This window comes from Nocardiopsis akebiae, assembly GCF_018316795.1.
Lineage (GTDB): Bacteria > Actinomycetota > Actinomycetes > Streptosporangiales > Streptosporangiaceae > Nocardiopsis > Nocardiopsis dassonvillei.
Map to the genome: position 1 here is coordinate 4,398,519 of NZ_CP074132.1, position 21,452 is coordinate 4,419,970.

The window sequence follows — 21,452 nt, forward strand, 5'->3', positions numbered from 1 at the left end:
AGCAAGCGATCACCACAGGAGAGGGGCCTTCCCATGGTCCGCCGCAGCTCCCCCGCCGACCCCGGGCCGCGCATCCGGCCCGCCCCCGGAGCGGAGGGCCGGGTGATCACCGTGGCCGCCGACGGCTCCGGCGACCACACCGGGGTCCAGGCCGCGATCGACGCCGTGCCCGCGGGCGGCGGCGAAGGCGTCACCATCCTCGTCGGGGCGGGCGTCTACCGCGAGCCGGTGGCGGTTCCCCCGGACAAACCCGGGATCACCCTGCTCGGCGCGACCGGCGACCCCCGGGACGTGGTCCTCACCTACGACCGTGCGGCGGGCGCCCCCGGGCCCGGCGGGGGCGTCCGCGGCACGTCCGGCAGCGCCAGCGTCCTCATCTCCGGGGACGGCACGCACGCCCGCGACCTGACCTTCGCGAACTCCTGGCTGCGCGAGGAGCACCCCGGCGTCACCGGGACCCAGGCGGTCGCGATGCGCGCCACCGGGGACCGGCTGGTCTTCGACAACGTGCGCTTCCTGGGTCACCAGGACACGCTGTACGCGGACTCGCCGGACGCGGACACCCCCGCGCGCCAGTACTACCGCGACTGCTACGTCGAGGGCGACGTGGACTTCGTCTTCGGCCGGGCCACGGCCGTGTTCGACGGGTGCGTGTTCCACTCCCTGGACCGGGGCAGCGACACCGACAACGGCTACGTGACCGCGCCGAGCACCCGGCCCGGACGGGAGTTCGGCTTCCTGGTCACCCGCGGCCGCTTCACCGGTGACGCCCCCGCCGGGACCGTCTACCTGGGCCGCCCGTGGGTGCCCAGCTCGCATCCGGACGCCGAGCCGCGGGTGCTGGTGCGCGACTCCTGGATGGGCCGCCACTTCCGCGGGCAGGGCTGGATCGCGATGGCCTCCGGCCACGACTGGCGGCGGTTCAGGATGCTGGAGTACCGCAACTCCGGCCCCGGCGCGCTGGTCACCGCGGACCGGCCGCAGATGGACCCGGCCGAGGCCGCCCGGCACACCATCGGGGCCTACCTGGCCGGGGACGACGGGTGGAACCCCGTGCGGGAGCGCGCGGGGCGCCCGGATTCCGCCACGCGGGAACGCTGATCCCGTCCGCCGTGCGGGCGCGTCCGGGGTCGGGCTCCGCCTGATGGGCGCGTCGCGCGCCAGGAGGGCTCCGGGCTCGTTCCCGCCGCGCGACCCGTCCGGCCCCGGCCTCCGGACACGGCGAAGGGCGGTGGAGCGGTCAGCTCCACCGCCCTCGCGGACGGACGGGGTGTGCGGGCGGCGGTTCCCGTCGGGGGTCCGCCCGTACCCGTGGACCCCGGCTACTCCTGGTCGGCCTCGGGGCTCTCCTCGGCGGCGTCGTCGGCGCTGGCCTCGGGGCTCTCGGCCGCGTCGTCGGCGGCGGTCTCGACGATGTTGCCCTCGGCGTCCACGGCCAGGACCACGCCCTGCCAGGACTCCTGGATGAACTCCAGGACCCGCTCGTCGTGCAGCAGCTCGGCGAGCAGCTGGACGCGCTCGTCCTCCGCGTTCTCGGCCAGGGTCACCAGACCGTTGGCGTAGGACTGGACGTAGTCGTCGCCCTCGGGCTCCCAGGCCAGGACGTTGGACTGCTCGGGCAGGTCGGTCTCGATGGCGTAGTTGCCGTTGACCACCGCGGCGTCCACGTCGGAGATCGAGCGGGGCAGCTGCGCGGCCTCCAGCGGGGTCACCGTGATGTCGCGCGGGTTGTCGACGATGTCCTTCTCGGTGGCGGACTCCCCGGCCTCGGGGTCGACGGTCACCAGGCCCTCGGCCTCCAGGATGCCCAGGGCGCGGGCGAGGTTGGCCGGGTCGTTGGGGACCGCGATCTCGGCGCCGTCGGGCAGGTCGTCGATGCTCTCGACGCTCTCGGAGTACAGGCCGAGCCGCTCGATGTGGACGTCGGTCAGGTAGGTGAGCTCGGCGTCGGGGCCGTTGGCCGTCCACTCGTTGAGGAAGGCGCGGTGCTGGAAGTAGTTGGCGTCCAGCTCCCCCTCGACCAGGGCGGTGTTGGGGACGTTGTAGTCGGAGATCTCCTCGATCTCCAGGTTCAGCCCGGCCTCCTCGGCGAGGTTCTCCTCGATGAAGGCGAGGATGTCGCCGTGCGGCACCGGGCTGACGCCCACCCGCAGCACGTCCCCCTCGCCGCCGGACTCGGCGGCCTGCTCGCTGGGCGCGCCGCAGGCGGCGAGGGCCAGGGTGAGGGCGGCTGCTCCGAGTGCGGCTGGAGTCGTGCGCATGGTGCGCTCCTTCGTGATCGTGGATGGAGGATCGCGGGGACGGGCCCCGCGGCGGCCGGTACGGGTGCCGGCGAGGGTGCGGCTCCGCGGACCGTGTGGGGTAGCGCGGGGCTGATCAGAGCCTAATCCACCGAATTGGTAGGAATTATCACTTCTCGGACTCCGAGCACGTGGCATCGGCCACACGCGCCATGTTTCCTATCTAGCAGATAGAAAAAATAGGGTTACGCGCGCATCATGGTGGCATGTCCAGCGCACACAGCCCTCTCGGCGCACCACCCGCCCCCGCCCCGCGCTGGAACCCGCCGCCGACCGGTGAGCCCGGCTCCGAGCACTCGCCCCTCGGCGTGCTGCCACTGCCCGACGGCGACGGGTACATGCGGGTCAGGGGCGTCGCCGTGGACGCGCCGCGCGCACCCGACCGGCCGCCGCCCCGCGTTCGCGCCGGGCCGCTCGTGGACCGCGGCGCCCGCCGGGTCTGGTCCGGCGGCCGGGAGATCGAGCTGGCGTACCAGGAGTACGAGCTGCTGGACTGCCTGACCGCCTCGCCCGGGCGCGCCATCCCCCGCGAGGAGCTCTTGGAGCGGGTGTGGAGCGCGCGCAGGGGACAGGGCACGCGCACGATCGACGTGCACGTCCACCGGCTGCGCCGCAAGCTCGACCCCGCCGGGGGCCTCACCACCACCGTGCGCAGGGTCGAGGCTACGTCTACGAGGGGCCTCCGGCGTCGGCTCCCGCCGCCGGAGGCCGAGACGCCCGCGCGGCCCCGGGAGCGGGGCCGCGCGGCGGGTTCCGCGGCCCGGGGTCCGGGGCGTCAGCCGCCGAGCGCGGGCCCGGTGACGGGCAGCCCCCGGGCCCGCCAGGCGCGGTAGCCGCCGACCACGTCGGTGGCCCGGGACAGGCCCAGCTCCTGGAGCTGGACGGCCGCCAGGCTTGAGGCGTAGCCCTCGTTGCAGAACAGCACGACGAGCCGGTCCGCGGAGTCGGCCTCGGGGACCCGGTCCGGACTGGTGGGGTCCAGCCGCCACTCCAGCACGTTGCGCTCGATCACCAGCGCGCCGGGGACCTCCCCCTCGGCCTCGCGGTCGGCGGCGGGGCGGGTGTCGACCAGCAGGGCCCCCGCGCGCTGGGCCGCCAGCGCCTCGGCGGGCGAGAGCCGGTCCAGGCGGGCGCGCCCGCTCTCCAGGAGCCGTTCGACGGCGCTCACCGGCGGCCTCCCCTGGCGGGCAGCTCCTCCAGGACGGGGGCGTCCGGCTCGGGCTCGGTGGTCAGGACGCTGCGGGTCCGGCGCGGCGCCCCGTCGCCGCCGACCTCGTAGTAGTGCATGGCGGCCAGCGGCGGGGAGTAGGCGTGCACGCTCACGGCGGGCGATTCGGAGGCGTTGGCGACGTCGTGCACGTGGCCGAGCGGGAAGCGGCCTCCGCCGCCGTCGGGCAGGGCGCGCTCGCGCAGCCCGGCGTCCCAGTACCGCTCGACCAGGTCCCCGGCGACGACCGTGAGCGCGCCGAGCGACTCGGCGTGGTCGTGCAGGCGCGTGGACTGGTCGGGGGTCCAGGAGATCAGCCAGACGTCGGTGTGGTCGTCGGCGCGCAGCCGCACCGACCAGCGGTTCCCGGCGTCGAAGCGGACCTCGTGGAGCCCCTCGCGGACCTCCCGGGCGACCTCGGCGGTCAGCTCGGACAGGCGGTCCGGGGTGAGCGGGGTGGGCGCTGCGGCGGTGTCGGTCATGGCGCGGTCCTTCGGAAGGTCGTGAGCGGTCCCCGGTCGGTCACACGGGCCGCTGACACCGCTCGTCGAAGACGGCCGCCCGCGGGTGCGGTGATGGTGCGCTGAGTGCCACGACCGCAGTCAACCACATTCCCTACTTGTTTAGTTTCCTTAAGGCGGGCGCGCCGCCGAGCACCGCGGAGAAAACGGTCACAACGGAACAACGGACAGTTACAACGCTTTCCAGCACCGGCTCCGATCCTCTAGGTTGTGGGGGTTGCCACCCCACCCTGCCTTCACGGAGCGAAAACCATGCCCTTGGTCGCCGGAATCGACAGCTCGACCCAGTCCTGCAAGGTCGTGGTCTGCGACGCCGACAGCGGCGCGGTGGTGCGCGAGGCCCGCGCCCCGCATCCCGACGGGACCGAGGTCCACCCCGACGCCTGGTGGTCGGCCCTGGAACAGGCCTCCTCCGGCCTGCTCGACGACGTGGCCGCCGTCGCCGTCGCCGGACAGCAGCACGGCATGGTCGCCGTGGACGAGGTCGGCGCGGTGGTCCGCCCGGCGCTGCTGTGGAACGACACCCGTTCGGCCGGAACGGCCCTGGACCTGATCGAGGAGCTGGGCGGCCCCGCCGAGTGGGCCAAGGCCGTGGACAACGTGCCCAACGCCAGCCTGACCGTGAGCAAGCTGCGCTGGCTGGCCCGGCACGAGCCGGAGCACGCAGACCGCACCACCGCGGTGATGCTCCCCCACGACTGGCTCACCTGGCGGCTGACCGGAGCCGGGTCCGAGCCCACCACGGACCGCGGCGACGCCTCGGGCACGGGTTACTGGTCGGCGACCGACAACGCCTACCGCCCCGACCTGCTGGCGCGGGCTTTCGGACGCGAGATCCGGGTACCGCGCGTGGCCGAACCGGCCGAGGCCGTGGGGCGCACGCCCTCGGGCGCGCTGGTGGCCCCGGGCACCGGGGACAACATGGGCAGCGCCCTGGGCCTGGGACTGCGCCCGGGGGACGCGGTGGTCTCGCTGGGCACCAGCGGCACCGTGTTCGCCGTGAGCGAGGGCCCCACGCAGGACCCCAGCGGCATCATCTGCGGGTACGCCGACGCGACCGGCCGGTACCTGCCGCTGGTGTGCACCCTCAACGCGGCGCGGGTGCTCGGCGCCACCGCCGCGATGCTGGGCGTGGACCTGGCGGGACTGGACGAGCTGGCGCTGGCGGCCGAGCCGGGCGCCGAGGGCGTCGTGCTGCTGCCCTACCTGGACGGCGAGCGCACGCCGGTGCTGCCCGACGCCGCGGGGTCGCTGCACGGGCTGCGCCGGTCCAACATGCGCCCGGAGAACATCGCCCGCGCGGCGGTGGAGGGCATGCTGTGCGGGCTGGCCGACGGGCTGGCCGCGATGACCGACACCGGCATCCCGGTCAGCCGGGTGCTGCTCGTGGGCGGGGCTGCCCAGTCGGCCGCCGTGCGCGCGGTCGCGCCGACCGTCCTGGGCGCGCGGGTGGTCGTGCCGCGGCCCGCCGAGTACGTGGCCGTGGGCGCGGCCCGGCAGGCGGCGTGGACGCTGGCGGGGACCGCAGAGGCGCCGACCTGGGACCTGGGCGAGCCGGAGGCCTCCGCCGAGACCGTGGACGCGCCGCACGTGCGCGAGCGCTACACCGAGGCGCGCCGCTCCGCCCACGGCCTCTAGGGCGTGTTCGGCGGATACATACCCTGCTGTGCGACACCCCAGCACAACTCTGGCGGCGTTCGCATCAGTCGACGGGACCCGCCCTGACCCCTTCTTCGGTCTTGCGATAGGCGCACCGGATGCGCCGCTCGCGACGGGCAGCATCCAACGAACACGCCCTGGGGCCCTCCGCCCCGCCCGGACACCCGGGCGGGGCGGAGGGCGGGGCTGTTAGGTACGCTGTTCCGTCGCGGGGCGGGGCAGGGCGCAACGGACGCGAGCGGTGGCGGGAGGTCGCATGTCGGTCGAGGAGCGGCTGCGGGTGCCCATCGGGTCGGCACCGGCCTGGTCCACCGCTCCCGACAGCCGCCGGGTCCTCGTGGTGGCCCACACCGTGACCGCGCTGACACGGCTGCTCGACATCCTCCCCCTGTTGGAGTCCGACCCCCGCGTGCAGGTCGTCTTCACCCGAGCGCGGACCTCCAACTTCCGTGAGGGCGTCACCGAGCTCCTCAGTGACATCGGCGCCGTCGTCGCGCCGTGGGAACAGGCCGTGGAGGAGGAGTTCGACCTCGCCCTCTCCGCGAGTTACGGCGACGATCTGCACCGGATCAAAGCGCCCATGGTGGTGTTCTCCCACGGCGCCGGATACAACAAGTTGGCGAAACCGGAAACCGCGGGCGCGCACGCGGCCGAATTCCCACCGGAGGACGAGGGGGTCTTCGGCCTCTCCCGCCAGACCCTGCTCCGTGAAGGCGCGCTCGTTCCGCAGACCCTGGTGCTCTCCCACACCGAGCAGCTCGACCGGCTGAACGCCGCCTGCCCCGAGGCTGTGGGCGCTGCCCTCGTCGCCGGGGACCCCACCTACGACCGCGTCCTGGCCGGACTCCCCTGGCGTGAGCGCTACCGCGACCACCTGGAGACCGGACGGCGCAGACTCGTGCTGATCAGCTCAACCTGGGGTCCGACCTCCCTGCTCGGCCGCTGGCCCGACCTGCCCGTGCGCCTGCTGGAGGAACTCCCGGTGGACGAGTACCGGGTGGCGCTGGCCCTGCACCCCAACGTCTGGCACGGCCACGGCCCCTGGCAGGTGCGCGCCTGGCTCGCCGACGCCGAACGCGCCGGGCTGCGCGTCCTGCCGCCCCGGCAGGGCTGGCAGGCGGCCCTCGTCGCGGCCGACCACGTCGTCGGCGACCACGGCTCGGTCACCTTCTACGGCGCCGCCCTGGGCACCCACACGGTTCTCGGTGCGTTCCCCCACCACGAATTGGCCGGTGACTCCCCCATCGCCGCCTTCGGAAGGAGCGCGACTCTCCTTCGCCCGGACGAACCGCTCCTCTCACAGATCGCGGGGGACGCGGAGAAACACACCGCGGAAAGGTTCGCGCACACCACGCGAATGCTCACCTCCGTTCCCGGGAAATCCGGCGCCGTTCTTCGGTCCGCGTTCTATCGCGTTCTCGATTTGCCCGAACCCGTCCACGAGGTGCGGGTGGCACCGCCCGACCCGCCGGTCCCCCACCGGCGCGGATGGCCGGACACGGCCGACTGCGCCCCGCTGCTGGCCACCGCCGAGGAGGAGGACGGCGGCATCCGGGTGGCCCGCCACCCGGCCGAACCGGCGGTCACGGGTCGGCTGTCCCTGCGCCGACCGCACACGGTCACGCACGCCGACGAACCCCAGACCCGCTGGCGCGACGCCGCGGACGTCGTGGTGTGCGGGCCGGACGGCGGCGATCCGTGGCGGCGGATCGGCGAGGCGCTGGAGGCCCACCCCGGCGCCCGCCTGGCCGCCGCCGTGGACGGTAACGACTGCCTGGTCGGTGACCGCACGGCGCTGCGCCACCGGCTCTCCCCCGAGGAGGACGCGCGGGACGTGGACCCGGCGGTGTTCGCCTCGGCGTTCTGGCGGCTGCGGCGCGACCCCCGTGTCCGGGCCGCCGGAACCGGTCCCGCCGAGGGGTTCGTGTTCACCGTGCTGCTGGGCGACCGCGCCGCCCGGGTCCGGGCGGTGCGGGAACTTCCCTGAGGCACGGGGCTCCCGGTCCGCCGCGGGTTCCGGCGGCCCTCAGCTCAGCGCCCCGGCCCCGCCTCCAGGCGGGCGCGCACCCGTTCGGCCCGCCGCCGGTCCTCGGCCGCCTCGTACCCGGCCAGTGCCTCCTCCAGCGCGGCGCGCGCCGCCGCGGCGTCCACCGGTTCCAGGGCGTCGGCCCGCCTGAGGTGCATGTCGCCGACCCTGCGGTGGTCACCGAGGCGTCCGTGCAGTTCGGCTGCCCGCGCCCACCGGTCGAGGGCCTCGCCACGGCGGCCGCGCCGCGACAGCAGGTCGCCCAGGGCCGCGCCGAGCCGCGCCCGGTTCTGGAGGTCGTCCACCGGGTCCCCCGCGGCCGACTCCAGCGCCCGGACCAGCAGTTCCTCGGCCTCCGCTTCCCTGCCCTGTTCCAACCGCACCCCGCCGAGCTTGCGCAGCGCGTTGCGGACCGCGCGCGGGTCGCCCGCGGTCCCGGCGACCTCCAGCGCCTCCGCGAAGCGGTCGGCCGCCTCCTCGGTCCCGCCGCCGCGCAGCGCCGCGTCGCCGACCGCCTCCAGCGCGGTGAGCAGCACCAGCGGCTGCGGCGGCGCGACGGCGCGGGCCAACTCCAGGGCCCGCTCGGCGTCCTCGCGGGCCCGCGCGAGGCTGTCGTCGCGCCGGTAGGCGATGGAACGCTGCACACACAGCCGCGAGAGCCGGGCCGGGGGCAGGCGGTGGGTGCCCAGGGTCTGGTCGAGGAGTGCGGTGTGGGTGTCGACCACGTCGGCGAAGCGGCCGGAGGTGAACCACAGGGCCCACAGGTGCTCGCAGAGTTCGGCGGCGCGCTCGTACTCGCCGCGCACGGCCGCCTCGATGACGGTGGCGCGCAGGGCCGCGCGGTCGGCGTCCAGGAAGGCGCGGGCGGCCTCCCGGTCCGCGAAGGCGTGCGCGGTGGCGGCGCCCGCCGGGAAGGCCGACCGTCCGTCGAGGTCGGCCTGGAGCCAGCGGCCGGGCAGCAGCAGCCGGTGCGCCGCCGCGGCCCGCTCGAAGTAGTGGGTGAGCGCCTCCCGGAGGAACCGGTCCCGGTCGAGCGCCCGCGCGGCGCAGGCCCGCCGCACGCGCGCGGACAGGAACCGGTGGCGGCGCCCGGATCCCTCCCCGGACACGGTCAGGACCTCCTCCTCGACCAGCGCGGCCAACGCCTCGCGCACCGCGTCGGCGTCGGCCCCGGGGCCGCTCCCGCCCGCCGCCGCGGGCTCCCGGCCCCACTCAGCCGGAGGGCCGAGGCGGGCCAGCCGCAGGGCGAGCGCCTCCCCGAAGTCGGTGTCGGGGTGGCAGGCCAGCGCGACCGCCAGAGCCCCGGGGGACGCCCAGGCCACGGGCTCCGCACGCTCCTCGGGCTCCGAGGCCTCCCAGGAAGCGTCCCCGTGCACGGTTCGCGGTCCCCGGTCGGAGGTTCCGCCACCGGAGGTCCACCGGCCAGCGGGACGCGGACCGGGTGAGGCCCCGGCAGTGTTCCCCTCCCCGGCCGCCTCGCGGTACACCGCCTCCAGCGCCTCCGGTACGCCCATCCGTCGGCGGGCCCGGAAGAGCCTGCGCCCGTAGCGCAGCAGCAGTTCGGGCCTTCCTCCGGCGAGCCGGACCAGCGCGGCCACCGCCGCCCGCTCTTCCTCGCGGCCGGGGGTCAGGCGCGCCTTCGCGCACAGCAGTTCGGCCGAGTGCTCCTCGTCCAGCGCGTCGAGTTCGACCAGCTCGTCGTGGACGTGGGGCAGCGCTTCGCCGAGGTCGAGGTCGTGCGCGGTGGCGACCAGGGTCAGGCTCCCCGGGCTGGTGGCGGCGAAGGGCAGGACGTCGTTCACAGAACCGGGGCCGTCGACCATGACGGCGACGGCGCCGCGCCGGTCGAACTCGCCGCGCAGCCGCTGACGCCGGCGGTCCTGGGCGGCCGGGATCTCCTCCTCGGGGACCCCGGCCCGGCGCAGGACCTCGCTGACGGACTCCATGACCCCGTCGCGCTCGACGTCGGCGAAGAAGTAGCCGCCGGGAAACCGGTGCGGGTCCTCGGAGTAGGAGTCGTGCAGGGCCTTGAGCCCGAACGCGCTGGCCCCGCCGCCCCGGTGCGAGGCCTGGACGACCAGGATCCGGGCGTGGGCTCCGCCGTCTGCGATGAAGGCGCGGGCCCGGTCCAGCTGGCGGACGCGGTTGACGAACAGCGGCGGGGCGGGGACCGCGTAGCGCGGCGGAGCCGCGGTCCCGGCCGCTCCCCGCTCCCCGCCCTGGAGGACGGTGAACGAGAAGTCCCTGCCCTGGAGCAGCGCCCCGTGGCCGGAGACACCACCCGCGGTGCTTCGGGTGCCCTCGGACCGCTCGTCGTCACGCCTGTCGTCTCTCAAGGGTCACCTCACGGCCGCGTCGCTGCTGGGGCACGGGAAGCCTACCCAGCGGCCCGCGGACGACCCGGCCGCACGGCCGGAAGGTGGCCGGTTCCGGCCACGTCCGCCCGGTGTGACACCCCGAGCAGGGAGGAAACACCGGTTCTCCGGCACCCTCGGGTCTAGCCTGTCGGCGCATCCACCACTCGACGAAAGCGGGGCGAACATGGACCACGTACGGCTTCGCCGACTTGGGGAGTCATCCCTGCGCGTGTCCCCCCTGTGCCTGGGCGGGAACGTCTTCGGCTGGACCGCGGACGAGCACGCCTCCTTCCAGATCCTGGACGCCTACACCGCGGCGGGCGGGAACTTCCTCGACACCGCCGACTCCTACTCGGCGTGGGTCGAGGGGCACCGGGGCGGCGAGTCCGAGACGGTCATCGGCCGCTGGCTCGCCTCGCGCGGACGCCCCGCCGACATGGTGATCGCCACGAAGGTCAGCGGGCACCCGGACTTTCGCGGCCTGTCCGCGTCCAACGTCAAGGCCGCCGCGAAGGCCTCGCTCGAACGGCTGGGCGTGGAGACCATCGACCTGTACTACGCGCACTTCGACGACGCCGAGACCCCGCTGGCCGAGAGCGCCGAGGCCTTCTCCGAGCTGGTGGACGAGGGCGTGGTGCGCCACGTGGGGCTGTCCAACCACAAGCCCGGCCGCATCCGGGCGTGGCTGGAGGTGTGCGAGGAGCGGGGGCTGCACGCCCCGGTGTGCGTCCAGCCCCTGTACAACCTGGTGGAACGCGGGATCGAGGCCGACCTGGTGCCGCTGGCGCGCGAGCGCGGTCTGGCGCTGCTGCCCTATTCCGGCCTGGCCCGGGGCTTCCTCACCGGCAAGTACCGGCAGGGATCGACCGACGTGGACAGCCCGCGCGCCGGGAAGGCCCGGGCCTACCTGGACGAACCGCGCGGTCGGCGGGTGCTCGACGCCCTGGACACGGTCGCCGAACGGTGCGGGTCCTCCCCGGCGGCCGCGGCCCTGGCGTGGCTGGCGGACCGGCCGTCCGTGGCGTCGGTACTGGCCAGCGCCCGCGACACCCGTCAACTGGCCGACCTCCTGCCCGCCAACCACCTGCGGTTGGACGAGGAGTCCGCGGCCCTGCTGACCAGGGCCACCGACCCGGAGCCGCCCGAGGGCGCCTGAGGCCCGGGACCCCACCGGCCCCGGCCCGCTGGTCAGCGGGCCGGGGCTTCGGTCCCCCGGGCCCCGGGACTCCGGGGTCGGTCAGACGAGTTCGGCCAGCAGGGGGATCTGCTCGGGGTCCGCCAGCGCCGAGCCGACCGCCACCATCCGCGCCCCCGCGTCGAGGTACTCGCGCGCGTTACGGGCGTCCATGCCGCCGGTGGCCACGATCCGCACGTCGGGGAAGGGCCCGTGCATGGCGCGGAACCACGCCGAGCCGAGCGACGTTGCGGGGAAGGCCTTCACCCAGCGACCGCCCGCCCTGAGCACGCCCTGGATGTCGCTGGGGGTGGCCACACCGGGCAGGTGGGGCATCCCCGCCGCCTCCGAGGCGGCCATGACCTCGGCGTCGAAGCCCGGCGCGACGGTGAAGGCGGCACCGGCCCCGGCCACGTCGCGCACCTGCTCCGGGGTGATCACCGTGCCCGCGCCCACGGGGTGACCGCGCTCGGCACCGGCCCTGACGGTCGCGCGCAGCGCCTCCAGGCCCAGGGCGTCGCGGGCGGGCACCTCGACCGCGGTGACGCCCAGGTCCCACGCGCGTTCGGCCAGTCCGACCGTGGTGTCCACGGGCATGCCCCGCAGGATCGCCAGTACGCGGTGTCCCCCGAACAGTCCGTCCAGTCCCTGGTCACTCATGTCCGTCTCCTCTCACAGCGGCCACGGCCGCCGAAGCCATGTCGGTCCACCGGTCGTCGGGGACCGCGAGCAGTTCGTCCAACGTCTCCTCCGGGGGCGGGTCGGCCAGGTCGCCCACCACGCGCAGGACGCGCCCGGCGCACAGGTGCCCCAGCCGCAGGCGGCCCCGCGCGTCGAGGCCGCGCAGCCCTCCCGCCAGGTACCCGGCGGCGAAGGCGTCCCCGGCTCCCACCGGATCGACCACCTCCACCACCGGAGCGGGCACGTACGCCTCGTCGTCGCCGCGGAACTCGGTGGCGCCGTGCTCGGCGTCCTTGACCACGAGGCGGTCCACGCCGGGCAGGAGCGCGCGGACGTCGCGGGCGGTGGGGGTGCCCCACAGCTCCTCGGCCTCGTCCCTGCCGACGAGGACGACGTCGGCGAGCCGGGCCAGCTCCAGCAGGCGGGGGGCCGCCCGCCCCTCCTTCCACAGGCGGGCCCGGTGGTTGACGTCGAAGCTCACCGTCAGGCCGGGGTCGGCCAGCAGGCGCTCGGCGAGGGCGTCGCAGCCGGGCGAGAGCGCCGGGGTGACCCCCGACAGGTGCACCGCCCGTGCGGTCCGGACGAGGGGGTGCGCGGCCAGTTCGGGGCCCAGGGCCGAGGCGGCCGACCCCGCGCGGTAGTAGTGGACCGCGCTGCCCGAGGGCGAGGGGTCCTTGAACAGCAGGCCGGTGGGCCGGTCTGGGTCGGTCCGCACGCCGGACACGTCCACGCCGCGTTCGCGCAGGCTCCGGGTGACCACCCGCCCGAAGGGATCGTCGCCCACGCCGCTGAGCCAGGCGGCCCCGTGCCCGAGGGCGGCCAGGGCGCACGCGACGTTGGACTCCGCGCCGGCGGTGCCCATGGACAGGAGCGGGGCGCCGTCCAGGGGGGCCGGTTCGGCCGCGGTGAGCAGCAGCATGGTCTCGCCGACGCAGGCGACCTGGGGCGTCACGGATTTCCTCCGAAGGTCTGGGCCGCCGGGGCGGACACGTCCACGGGAACCGAGAAGAGGGCGCCGTCGCCGGGCCCGGGGCGGTCGAGGCCGATCGCGGCGGAGGTGACGAACAGCCGCGGGTCGGGGGCGTCGACGACGCACACGCTGGTGGGCTGGGCGGCGGGCAGGTCCACCACGCGCTCCAGGGTCCCGTCGGGGTCGTAGCGGTGCACCCTCCCCGCGCCCCAGACCGCGACCCACAGGTGTCCCCGGGCGTCGACCTGCATCCCGTCGGGGCTGCCCTCCCCGATCCGGGCGAAGACGGTCCGCGCACCGGGGGTGCCGTCCGGGGAGATCTCGTAGGCGTCGATGCGGCCCTCGGCGCTGTCGGCGAGGTACATGCGGGCGCCGTCGGCGGTGAAGGCGGGGCCGTTGGGGACGGTGTAGCCCTCCAGGACTCGGGTGACCCGGCCGTCGGGGTCGGCGCGGTAGAGCGAACCGGCCCCGGGGGTGCCGTCGTAGGCCATCGACCCGGCCCAGAACCTCCCGTCGGGGTCGCAGCAGCCGTCGTTCATCCGCATCGGCGTGGCGGCGCCGTCCTCGGGCCTGGCCAGCCACTGCGGTGCGCCGCCCTCGCACAGCAGCGCCACGCCCGTGCCCGCCGCCGCGACGAACCGTCCCGGTTCGTCCCGGACGGGGGCGACCGCGCCCAAGGGGACGTCGAGGGCGGCGACCACCTCGGCCGGTCCCGGCGTGCGGGGGTCGAGCCGCAGGAGGCGGCCGGTGAGGATGTCCACCATGAGCAGGTCCCGGCCCCGCAGGCGCAGCCCCTCACCCAGTTCGAAGCGGTCGGTGCTCCACGGTTCGCACAGCATGCGCGTCACTTCCTTCCTCACCACTCCGCGAAGGACCCGTCCTGGTGGCTCCACACCGGCGGCCTCCAGCGGTGGCCGATCCGGTCCGCGGCGCGCACGGCGTCCTCGTCCACGCTCACGCCCAGGCCGGGGGCCTCGGAGCGGTGGATGTGCCCGTCGGGGAAGGCGAAGACCTCGGTGTCCAGGACGTAGTCGAGCAGTTCGGCGTCCCGGTTGTAGTGGATGCCCATGCTCTGCTCCTGGATGAGGAAGTTGGGCGTGGCGAAGGCGACCTGCAGGCTCGCGGCCAGTGCCACGGGGCCGAGCGGGCAGTGCGGTGCCAGCAGGGCGTCGTAGGTCTCGGCCAGGGAGGCGATCCGGCGCACCTCGGAGACCCCGCCCGCGTGGGAGAGGTCGGGCTGGACGACGGCGACACCGGCTTGGAGCGCGGGCAGGAACTCGCTCCGGCCGAACAGGCGCTCGCCGGTGGCGATGGGCACCGGGCTGGACCGCACGACGTCGCCGAGCAGGTGCCCGTACTCGGGCAGGACCGGCTCCTCCACGAACATGGGGCGCAGGGGCTCCAGCAGGGGCAGGACCCGGCGGGCGGTGGCCGCGTTGAAGCGGCCGTGGAAGTCCACCGCGACGTCCCGGTCCGGGCCGAGCACGTCGCGCACCCCGGCCAGGCGCTCCACGACTCCGTCGATCTCGCGCACGGTGGCCGAGCGCCCCATCACACCGGAGGCGTTCATCTTCACGGCGGTGAGCCCGGACTCCACGCGGGCCGCGACCGCCTCCGACAGTTCGGCCGGGTCGTCGCCGCCGACCCAGCCGTACACGCGCACCCGGTCGCGGACGGGGCCGCCGAGGAGCCGGTGGACGGGGACGCCCAGGCGCTTGCCCGCGATGTCCCACAGCGCCTGGTCCAGCCCCGCGACGGCGCTGGACAGGATGGGCCCGCCCCGGTAGAACGCGGCCTTGGTGAGGCGCTGCCAGTGGTATTCGATGGGCGCGGGGTCCTGGCCCAGGAGGAGTTCGGACAGCTCCTCGACCGCGGCGCGCACGGTCTCCGCGCGCCCCTCCACCACGGGCTCGCCCCAGCCCACGACGCCGTCGTCGGTCTCCACCCGGCACATCAGCCACCGGGGCGGGACCAGGAAGGTCTCGATACGGGTGATTCTCACTGCGGTCTCTCCAGATCGTCTACGGCCGCGTCGTCCTCGGTGACGCGGAGGAGGTCTTCCCGGGCCTGCTCCAGCAGGGAGCGCATGGCGGACTCGGCGGCGCGCGGGTCGCCCGCGGCGACGGCCTCGGTGACCGCGCCGTGGGTGGGCACCGGGTCGTCGTGGACGCCCCCGTGGACCAGGCGGTCGCGTTCGGAGAGCCCCGCGGCGAAGAAGACGTCGGTGCGGGTGAACAGCTCGTTGTGCGTGGCAGCGAGCAGCGCGCGGTGCCAGCGCAGGTCGGCCCGCGCGGCCTCCTCGGCCGGGCCGTGGCCGGAGTCGGCGATGTCGGTGAGCGCCGTTCGCAGTTCGGCGACGTCGGCGTCGGTGCGGCGCAGCGCGGCCAGGCGCGCCGCGGCGGGTTCGAGGGCGTCGCGCAGTTCGGCCAGCTCGCCGAAGAAGACGTCCCCCGCGCCCGCGGCGATCCGCCACCGGACCACGTCCGGGTCGAGCAGGTTCCAGTCGCCTCGGGGGCGCACGAACGTCCCCTTCTTCTGCCGGGAGCCGACCAGACCCTTGGCCGCCAGGACCTTGATCGCCTCGCGGATCGCGGTCAGGCTCAGGTCGAGTTCGCCGCTGAGCGCGGCCAGGTCGATCGTCTCCCCCTCGCCGATCCGTCCGGAGAGCACGCGTTCTCCCAGCAACCGCACCGTCTGGCCGTGCACACCGCGCCCCGAGTAGGCCGCCATCACTTCCTCCGTTCCGGGCGTCCCGTCACGACGACGCCTTGTAGATACTCCACCCTCCGTCGACCGGCAGGCTCGTCCCGGTGACGTAGGAGGCCTCCGCGGAGGCGAGGAAGGAGATGACGGAGGCGACCTCGTCGGGGTCGCCGAAGCGGCCGGCGGCGGTCTGGGCGACGCTGTCGCGGCGGTCCTCCTCGCCCACGCCCTCCCAGGCGGCGGTGAGGATGGGGCCGGGCAGCACGCAGTTGACGCGCACCCGAGGCCCGTACTCGACGGCGAGCTGGCGGGTCAGTGCGGTGAGCCCGCCCTTGGTGGTGGCGTAGGCCGGTCGGCCGGGGAGCCCGAACCAGGCGTGGACCGAGGAGGTGATGACGACGCTGCCGCCGCTGGCGGAGAGGTCGTCCAGGCAGGCGCGCACCCCCAGGAACGCGCCCGTGAGGTTGACGGCGAGCTGGCGCTCCCAGGACCCGAGCGTGGTCTCGTGGGCGGGCGCCTGCTCGAAGGTGTAGGCGTTGGAGACCAGGACGCCCACCGGCCCGAAGGCGTCCCGTGCCGCCGCCACGACCCCGTCCCAGGAGGCCTCGTCGCTCACGTCGGCCCGCACCGCCAGGGCGCGCCCGCCCTCGGCGCGGATGCGTTCGGCGGCCCCATCCAGGCTCGGGGACAGGTCGGTGAGCACCACCGAGGCGCCCTCGGCGGCCAGGCGGCGGGCGGTGGCCTCCCCGATGCCGCGGGCCGCGCCGGTGACCACGGCGGTGACTCCGCGGTGCCTGGTGTGTGTCATGTCGCTCCCTCTGGTGCTTCCCCGGCCGGGCCGGGGGCGGTCGCTGCTCTGCGGCGCCGCGGTGCTCAGGCCCGGTCGGGCGCGAACACGACGGCGGGCGCGGTGTCGGTGTCGGGTTCGGGGACCAGGGCGTCGAAGCGCGCCGGCTCGCCCGGCCGGGTCCGCGCGACCGTGCGGCCGGACGCCCGGTGGACCAGCGCGCCCGCGCGCGAGGACGTGAAGACCCCGATCAGACGCCGCCCTCCCGGCTCGGAGGCGCTCCAGCGGGGCTCCTCGCTCCAGAAGCCGTCGGGGGTCACCTCGGCCACCGGCCCCGTGCCCGCGCCGAAGCCGAACTCGACGGCGAGGGAGGTGGACTGCCCCGGTGCGAGCTCGGTGAGCGGACCCAGCGCCTCGACCTCGGTGACGCGGTCCACCGGGCACAGCCCGCCCAGGTGCTCCAGGGGCCGGTCCACGGGGCATTCGAGCCACACCTCGGCTCTGGAGCCGCCGTCCGGGTACTCGGCACCCTCGCGCACGGCGAAGCGCTGGGTGAGGGTGCCCTCGACGCCCACGTCGGCCAGCCATCCGGAGGCCGTGGGGAAGCCGACCTTGCCGACCACGTCCTGGAGGGGGACCCGCACCACGGAGGGCGTGTGCTCCACCACCCGGGGGCGGCCGTTGCCCGCGACGAGCGGCACGGTGTGCGGGCCGGGGCCGCTCACACCCACGTAGACCCCGCGTGCGCCGCCCGGTCCGCCGGGCCCGTCCTGCTGCCAGTCGGACCCGCTCGGCCCGTCGGTCCCACAAGAGCCACCGGACCGGCCGGGGCGGCCGGTCCCACCGCTCCCGCCGGGACCGCCGTCGAGCTGGGTGACGTTCCACAGCGCCCACCGGCGCGGGGCGCCGGAGACGTTGACCGCCTCCAGGTCCAGCCGGTAGGCGGCGCTGTCGGGCGCCAGGGTCAGGCGGCGGGTGAGCCGCAGCCCCGAGCGCGGGTCGTCCCCGCTGGTGAGGGTGAGCACGGCGGAGCCGTCGGGGGCGGTCGAGGTCTCGGCGGTGTAGGGCCCCGAGTCCAGGACGGAGTCGGGCGGCCCCGCCCACTCGTCGGGGCCGTCCCACCCCTGGGGCGCGGGCCAGGTCTTGTCGCCGCCGACGTTGTTCCACGCGCTCATGGGTCCGTCCACCGGCCCGAGGACCACGCCCCCCACCGGCTGGAGGTCCTCGCCCAGCAGGCGGGGGTTGCGGTACAGGTGCTCGCGGCCGCGGTGGCGCACCGACAGGAGCCGCCCGCCCAGCGCGGGGGCCGCGGTCAGCCGCAGCACTCCGTTGTCCAGGACCACGAGTTCGTGCGCCCCGGAGGCGTCGCGCCGCACCCCGACGGGGCGGCTCACCGCTCGGCTCCGTTGACCAGGCACACCTTGCCGCGGCTCTCGCCCGCGGCCAGGCGGTAGGCGGCGTCGGCGTCGGAGAGGTCGAAGCGGTCGGAGACCACCCGCTCCGGGGACAGGCCCCACCGCACCAGGTTCACCGACAGCTCCGCCATGGCGGGCAGCGAGGTCACCCAGGAGGCGTACAGGGTGAGCTGCTTGTGCAGGAGGGTGTCCGACACCTCGGTCTCAAGGGTGCCGCCCTCGCCGACCAGGGAGACGCGGCCCCACTCGGCGGCGTTCTCCAGGGCCAGGGAGCGGCCCGGGCGCGACCCGGAGCAGTCGATGGCAGTGGCCGCGCCCCGGCCGGAGGTGGCGCGGGCGATCTCGTCGGCCGCCTCCTCGGGCGGGGCCAGGGCGTCGAAGACGTCCAGGCCGGCGGCCCACTCGCGGCGGCGCCGGTTGGGCTCCACCCCGATCACGCGGGCCGCGCCCATGCCCCGGCCGATCATCCCGGCCGCCAGCCCCACCGGGCCCAGGCCCACGACGAGCAGGTCGCCGTCGCCGTTGACCCCGATGCGCCGCAGCCCCTCGTAGGCGGTGCCGAAGCCGCAGGCGATGAGCGCGCCGTCCACGAAGGACAGCTCGTCGGGCAGGGGGACGCAGGTGGACTCCTGCGCCAGCAGGTACTCGGCGTGGCCACCGTCGCGCTGCCAGCCGTAGGCCGCCCGGGAGGGGTCAGTGCAGCTGATCATGAAGCCGCGGCGGCAGTTGTCGCACAGCCCGCACCCGGCGATGTGGTACACGATGACCCGGTCGCCGGGGCCGAACCTGCGGCACCCCGGCCCGGCCTGCACGACCGTGCCCGAGGGCTCGTGGCCCGCGACGACGCCCTGGTAGGCGGGGCCCTCGACCCCCCGGTGCGTCCTGTGCTCGTGGTAGATGAAGCCGATGTCGCTGCCGCAGATGCCCGACGCGCCGACCCGGATCAGCACCTGCCCGGGGCCCGGCTCGGGCACGGGCAGGGTGTCCAGGACCGCGGTCGAGTCCCCGGGCAGGCGCACCCCTCGCATGGTCTCGGGGAGCGCGGTGGCGGCGGCCGTGGTGTTCATGACTGTGTTTCCCCCGTTCGGAGCGGCTAGGCGAGGCGGTTGGCCGCGCTGCGCCTGCTGATGACGACGTTGATCAGGACGGCGCCCACGATGATGAGGCCGCGCACCACGTCCTGGAAGAAGGAGTTGACGCCGAGCAGCACCAGGCCGTTGGCGATGACGGTGATGAAGACGACCCCGAGGAAGGTACCGCCGAGCGAGCCGCGTCCGCCGGCCAGGGCGGTACCGCCGATGACCACGGCGGCGATCACGTCGAACTCCAGCCCCGCCGCGGCGCCGCCGTTGCCCGAGCCCAGGCGGGCGGCGAGCAGGATGCCGGTGATGGCGGAGAGCAGGCCGGTGGTGGCGAACAGCAGCACGCGCACCCGGGCCACGTTGAGCCCGGCGAGCTGCGCGGCGGCGGCGTTGCCGCCGGTGGCGTAGACGGAGCGGCCGTAGGCGGTGTACTTGGCGACGTAGGCGAAGACCGCGAAGAGCACGAGCATGACCAGCGCGGCGGTGGGGATGCCCAGGACGGAGCCGCCGAGCACGTCGAGCAGGCCGCTCTCGGGCAGCGGCACGGGGAGCGCGTCGGTCATGTAGAGCGCCAGACCGCCCAGGACGCTCCACAGCCCCAGCGTGGTGATGAAGGAGGGCACGTTGAACCGGGCCCGGAGCCATCCGGCGAGGGCGCCCCACAGCACGCCCATGGCCAGGGTGAGCATGATGGCGCCGATCACGCCCAGGTTCCACTCGGTGGCGCCCTTGGCCGCGATGACCGAGGCGAAGGCGACGGCCGGGCCGATGCTGATGTCGATCTCCCCGGCGATGATCACCAGGGTGACGCCCCAGGCCGCGATGCCGATCGTGGCGGCGTTGCGCAGCAGGCCGAGCTGGTTGTCCAGGCTCAGGAACCCGGAGGCGGAGAGCCCGAGGACGACGTAGAGGATCAGGATGGCGGCCAGGAGGCCGATCTCGTTGAGGCGGTGGCCGTAGCGGCCGATGAGGTCGCCGCGGGCGGGGACCGCCTCGCCGGTGACCTTGGTGGTGGTGGTCATTGCTCTTACCTCGCCGTTCACGCCGCCATCGCGGCGGCCATGATGTTGTCCAGGGTGATGTCGTCGCCGGTGAACTCGCCTTGCAGGCGCCCTCCGCGCAGGGCGAGCACGCGGTCGCACACGAGCGGCAGCTCCTCCAGTTCGCTGGAGACGAAGAGGACCGCGGCCCCCTGCTCTGCCAGCTCGCGCACGATGGCGTAGATCTGGGCCTTGGCCTCGACGTCCACGCCCCGGGTGGGCTCGTCCAGCAGCAGGATGCGGCTCCCGGCGTGCAGCCAGCGGCCGATGACGGCCTTCTGCTGGTTGCCGCCGCTGAGGTTGACGATGGGGGTGTCGGTCGCGGCGGCCTTGATCGAGAGCCGGTCGATGAGGCCCCGGCCGATCCCCGAGACGCGGGAGGGGAGCACGGTCCCCGCCTTGGAGGCGCCGCCGAACCAGGTCATGACCATGTTCTCGGAGACGCCCAGGAGGGGGACGACGCCCTCTCCCTTGCGGTCCTCGGGGGTGATGCCCACGCCCAGGCGCTTCATCGCGCGGGGGGTGGGGCGGGCCACCGGCGAGCCGTCCACCTCCACGGTCCCCCGGGAGGGGGTGAAGCCCGCCAGCGCGCGCAGGATCTCGGTCCGGCCCGAGCCCATGAGGCCGCCCAGGCCCAGGACCTCGCCGGGCCGCAGGTCGAAGGAGACGCCGTCGACCTTGGGCGGGACCGCCAGGTCGCGGACCGACAGGAGCGGCGTCGCGGAGGCGGCGTCGCGGCGCACCGGCCTGTTCTCCTCCTTGGCCTCGCCTCCGAGCATGAGGGAGACGATGTGCCGTGTGGTGGCGCCGCGGACCGGTGTGGTCTCCACGACGGCGCCGTCGCGCATGACGGTGACCGTGTCGGCGACCCGGCGGATCTCGTCCAGGCGGTGGCTGACGTAGATGACGCCGACCCCGCGGGAGGCGACGCGCTCGACGGCCTTGAGGACGGTCTCGGCCTCACCGGCGGCGAGCGCGCTGGTGGGCTCGTCGAGGATGAGCAGGCGCGGCCGGGCGCGGAAGGCCCGCGCGATCTCCACGAGCTGCTGCTGGGCCAGGGGCAGTTCGCCGACCCGGGTGTCGGGGGCGATGTCGACGCCGAGTTCGGCGAAGACCTCCTCGGCCCCGGCCCTGATCCGGCCGTAGTCGATGCGCCCGGCGGCCTTGGGCCAGGTGCCGAGGTAGAGGTTCTCGGCCGCCGACAGTTCCGGGACCAGGCTGAGCTCCTGGTAGACGGTGCCCACGCCGAGCTTGGCCGCCCGGCGGATGCCGCCCTGGCCGAGCGGTTGGCCGCCGATCTCGATCTCGCCCTCGTCGGGCGCCTCCACGCCGGACAGCAGGCGGATCAGGGTGGACTTTCCGGCGCCGTTGCGTCCGAGCAGCGCGCGGACCTCTCCGGCGCGGATCTCGAAGTCGGCTCGGTCCAGCGCCCGGACGCCGGGGTAGCTCTTGGTCGCGCCGCGGACGCGGGCCACGACGTCGGTGTCGGCCGGGGGCGCGGCGGAGGTGTCGCTCATGGGTACTCCACAG

19 protein-coding genes are annotated in these 21,452 nt (G+C 75.1%); 5 read left to right on the forward strand and 14 right to left on the reverse strand.

The features are described 5' to 3' along the window. Positions 1-33: 33 nt before the first annotated feature. Entirely contained in the window at positions 34-1,101 is a 1,068-nt protein-coding gene (locus KGD83_RS18895; RefSeq protein WP_212640440.1) for a pectinesterase family protein, read from the forward strand. Between the two features lie 221 nt (positions 1,102-1,322). On the opposite strand, the gene KGD83_RS18900 is transcribed toward KGD83_RS18895, so the two are convergent. Beyond that, positions 1,323-2,261, reverse strand: coding sequence for a MetQ/NlpA family ABC transporter substrate-binding protein (locus KGD83_RS18900; RefSeq protein WP_212640441.1), 939 nt, complete (start codon positions 2,259-2,261; stop codon positions 1,323-1,325). A 245-nt stretch (positions 2,262-2,506) separates the two neighbouring features. Here KGD83_RS18900 and KGD83_RS18905 point away from each other — a divergent pair, with 245 nt between their 5' ends. Then, on the forward strand, positions 2,507-3,133 hold the full coding sequence (locus KGD83_RS18905) for a winged helix-turn-helix domain-containing protein (protein WP_249351947.1): 627 nt from the start codon (positions 2,507-2,509) through the stop codon (positions 3,131-3,133). Here the strand turns inward: KGD83_RS18905 and KGD83_RS18910 are convergent. Together KGD83_RS18910 and KGD83_RS18915 are read right to left on the reverse strand one after the other, a co-directional pair. Then, complete coding sequence (locus tag KGD83_RS18910; RefSeq protein WP_212640442.1) at positions 3,076-3,468, reverse strand: rhodanese-like domain-containing protein; 393 nt, start codon at positions 3,466-3,468, stop codon at positions 3,076-3,078. The genes KGD83_RS18905 and KGD83_RS18910 overlap by 58 nt on opposite strands. Beyond that, entirely contained in the window at positions 3,465-3,989 is a 525-nt protein-coding gene (locus tag KGD83_RS18915; protein ID WP_212640443.1) for a cysteine dioxygenase, read from the reverse strand. Before KGD83_RS18915 ends, KGD83_RS18910 begins: the two co-directional genes overlap by 4 nt. Positions 3,990-4,280: 291 nt before the next feature. Here KGD83_RS18915 and xylB point away from each other — a divergent pair, with 291 nt between their 5' ends. Next, positions 4,281-5,666 (forward strand): xylulokinase, encoded by a 1,386-nt coding sequence (gene xylB, locus KGD83_RS18920; protein WP_212640444.1) that lies wholly within the window; start codon positions 4,281-4,283, stop codon positions 5,664-5,666. A gap of 277 nt (positions 5,667-5,943) precedes the next feature. After that, positions 5,944-7,674, forward strand: coding sequence for a hypothetical protein (locus KGD83_RS18925; RefSeq protein ID WP_212640445.1), 1,731 nt, complete (start codon positions 5,944-5,946; stop codon positions 7,672-7,674). A gap of 44 nt (positions 7,675-7,718) precedes the next feature. On the opposite strand, the gene KGD83_RS18930 is transcribed toward KGD83_RS18925, so the two are convergent. After that, the gene (locus KGD83_RS18930) at positions 7,719-10,049 is read right to left on the reverse strand and encodes a tetratricopeptide repeat protein (RefSeq protein WP_212640446.1); all 2,331 of its coding nucleotides are present in this window, start codon (positions 10,047-10,049) and stop codon (positions 7,719-7,721) included. A gap of 205 nt (positions 10,050-10,254) precedes the next feature. Here KGD83_RS18930 and KGD83_RS18935 point away from each other — a divergent pair, with 205 nt between their 5' ends. After that, entirely contained in the window at positions 10,255-11,226 is a 972-nt protein-coding gene (locus tag KGD83_RS18935; protein ID WP_212640447.1) for an aldo/keto reductase, read from the forward strand. Between the two features lie 81 nt (positions 11,227-11,307). Here KGD83_RS18935 and KGD83_RS18940 read toward each other — a convergent pair whose 3' ends face one another. From KGD83_RS18940 to KGD83_RS18985, 10 genes are all read right to left on the reverse strand, one after another. After that, on the reverse strand, positions 11,308-11,904 hold the full coding sequence (locus KGD83_RS18940; RefSeq protein ID WP_212640448.1) for a bifunctional 4-hydroxy-2-oxoglutarate aldolase/2-dehydro-3-deoxy-phosphogluconate aldolase: 597 nt from the start codon (positions 11,902-11,904) through the stop codon (positions 11,308-11,310). Next, complete coding sequence (locus tag KGD83_RS18945) at positions 11,897-12,877, reverse strand: sugar kinase (protein ID WP_212640449.1); 981 nt, start codon at positions 12,875-12,877, stop codon at positions 11,897-11,899. The genes KGD83_RS18940 and KGD83_RS18945 overlap by 8 nt, the downstream gene beginning before the upstream one ends. Then, positions 12,874-13,734 (reverse strand): SMP-30/gluconolactonase/LRE family protein, encoded by an 861-nt coding sequence (locus tag KGD83_RS18950; protein ID WP_212640450.1) that lies wholly within the window; start codon positions 13,732-13,734, stop codon positions 12,874-12,876. The genes KGD83_RS18945 and KGD83_RS18950 overlap by 4 nt, the downstream gene beginning before the upstream one ends. Positions 13,735-13,751: 17 nt before the next feature. Then, a complete protein-coding gene (gene dgoD / locus KGD83_RS18955; protein WP_212640451.1) occupies positions 13,752-14,897 on the reverse strand; it encodes a galactonate dehydratase in 1,146 nt (381 codons plus the stop codon). Further along, positions 14,894-15,625, reverse strand: a complete 732-nt coding sequence (locus KGD83_RS18960) for a FadR/GntR family transcriptional regulator (protein ID WP_212640452.1) — start codon at positions 15,623-15,625, stop codon at positions 14,894-14,896. Before KGD83_RS18960 ends, dgoD begins: the two co-directional genes overlap by 4 nt. A 25-nt stretch (positions 15,626-15,650) precedes the next feature. Further along, a complete protein-coding gene (locus KGD83_RS18965) occupies positions 15,651-16,406 on the reverse strand; it encodes an SDR family NAD(P)-dependent oxidoreductase (protein WP_212640453.1) in 756 nt (251 codons plus the stop codon). A gap of 65 nt (positions 16,407-16,471) precedes the next feature. Then, positions 16,472-17,779 carry a hypothetical protein gene (locus KGD83_RS18970; RefSeq protein WP_212640454.1) on the reverse strand — a complete coding sequence of 436 codons (1,308 nt, stop codon included), beginning with the start codon at positions 17,777-17,779 and terminating at the stop codon, positions 16,472-16,474. Further along, positions 17,776-18,867 carry a zinc-dependent alcohol dehydrogenase family protein gene (locus KGD83_RS18975; RefSeq protein WP_212640455.1) on the reverse strand — a complete coding sequence of 364 codons (1,092 nt, stop codon included), beginning with the start codon at positions 18,865-18,867 and terminating at the stop codon, positions 17,776-17,778. Before KGD83_RS18975 ends, KGD83_RS18970 begins: the two co-directional genes overlap by 4 nt. A 26-nt stretch (positions 18,868-18,893) precedes the next feature. After that, entirely contained in the window at positions 18,894-19,904 is a 1,011-nt protein-coding gene (locus tag KGD83_RS18980) for an ABC transporter permease (RefSeq protein WP_212640456.1), read from the reverse strand. Positions 19,905-19,921: 17 nt separating this feature from the next. Beyond that, positions 19,922-21,439 (reverse strand): sugar ABC transporter ATP-binding protein, encoded by a 1,518-nt coding sequence (locus KGD83_RS18985; RefSeq protein ID WP_212640457.1) that lies wholly within the window; start codon positions 21,437-21,439, stop codon positions 19,922-19,924. Between the last annotated feature and the right edge of the window lie 13 nt (positions 21,440-21,452).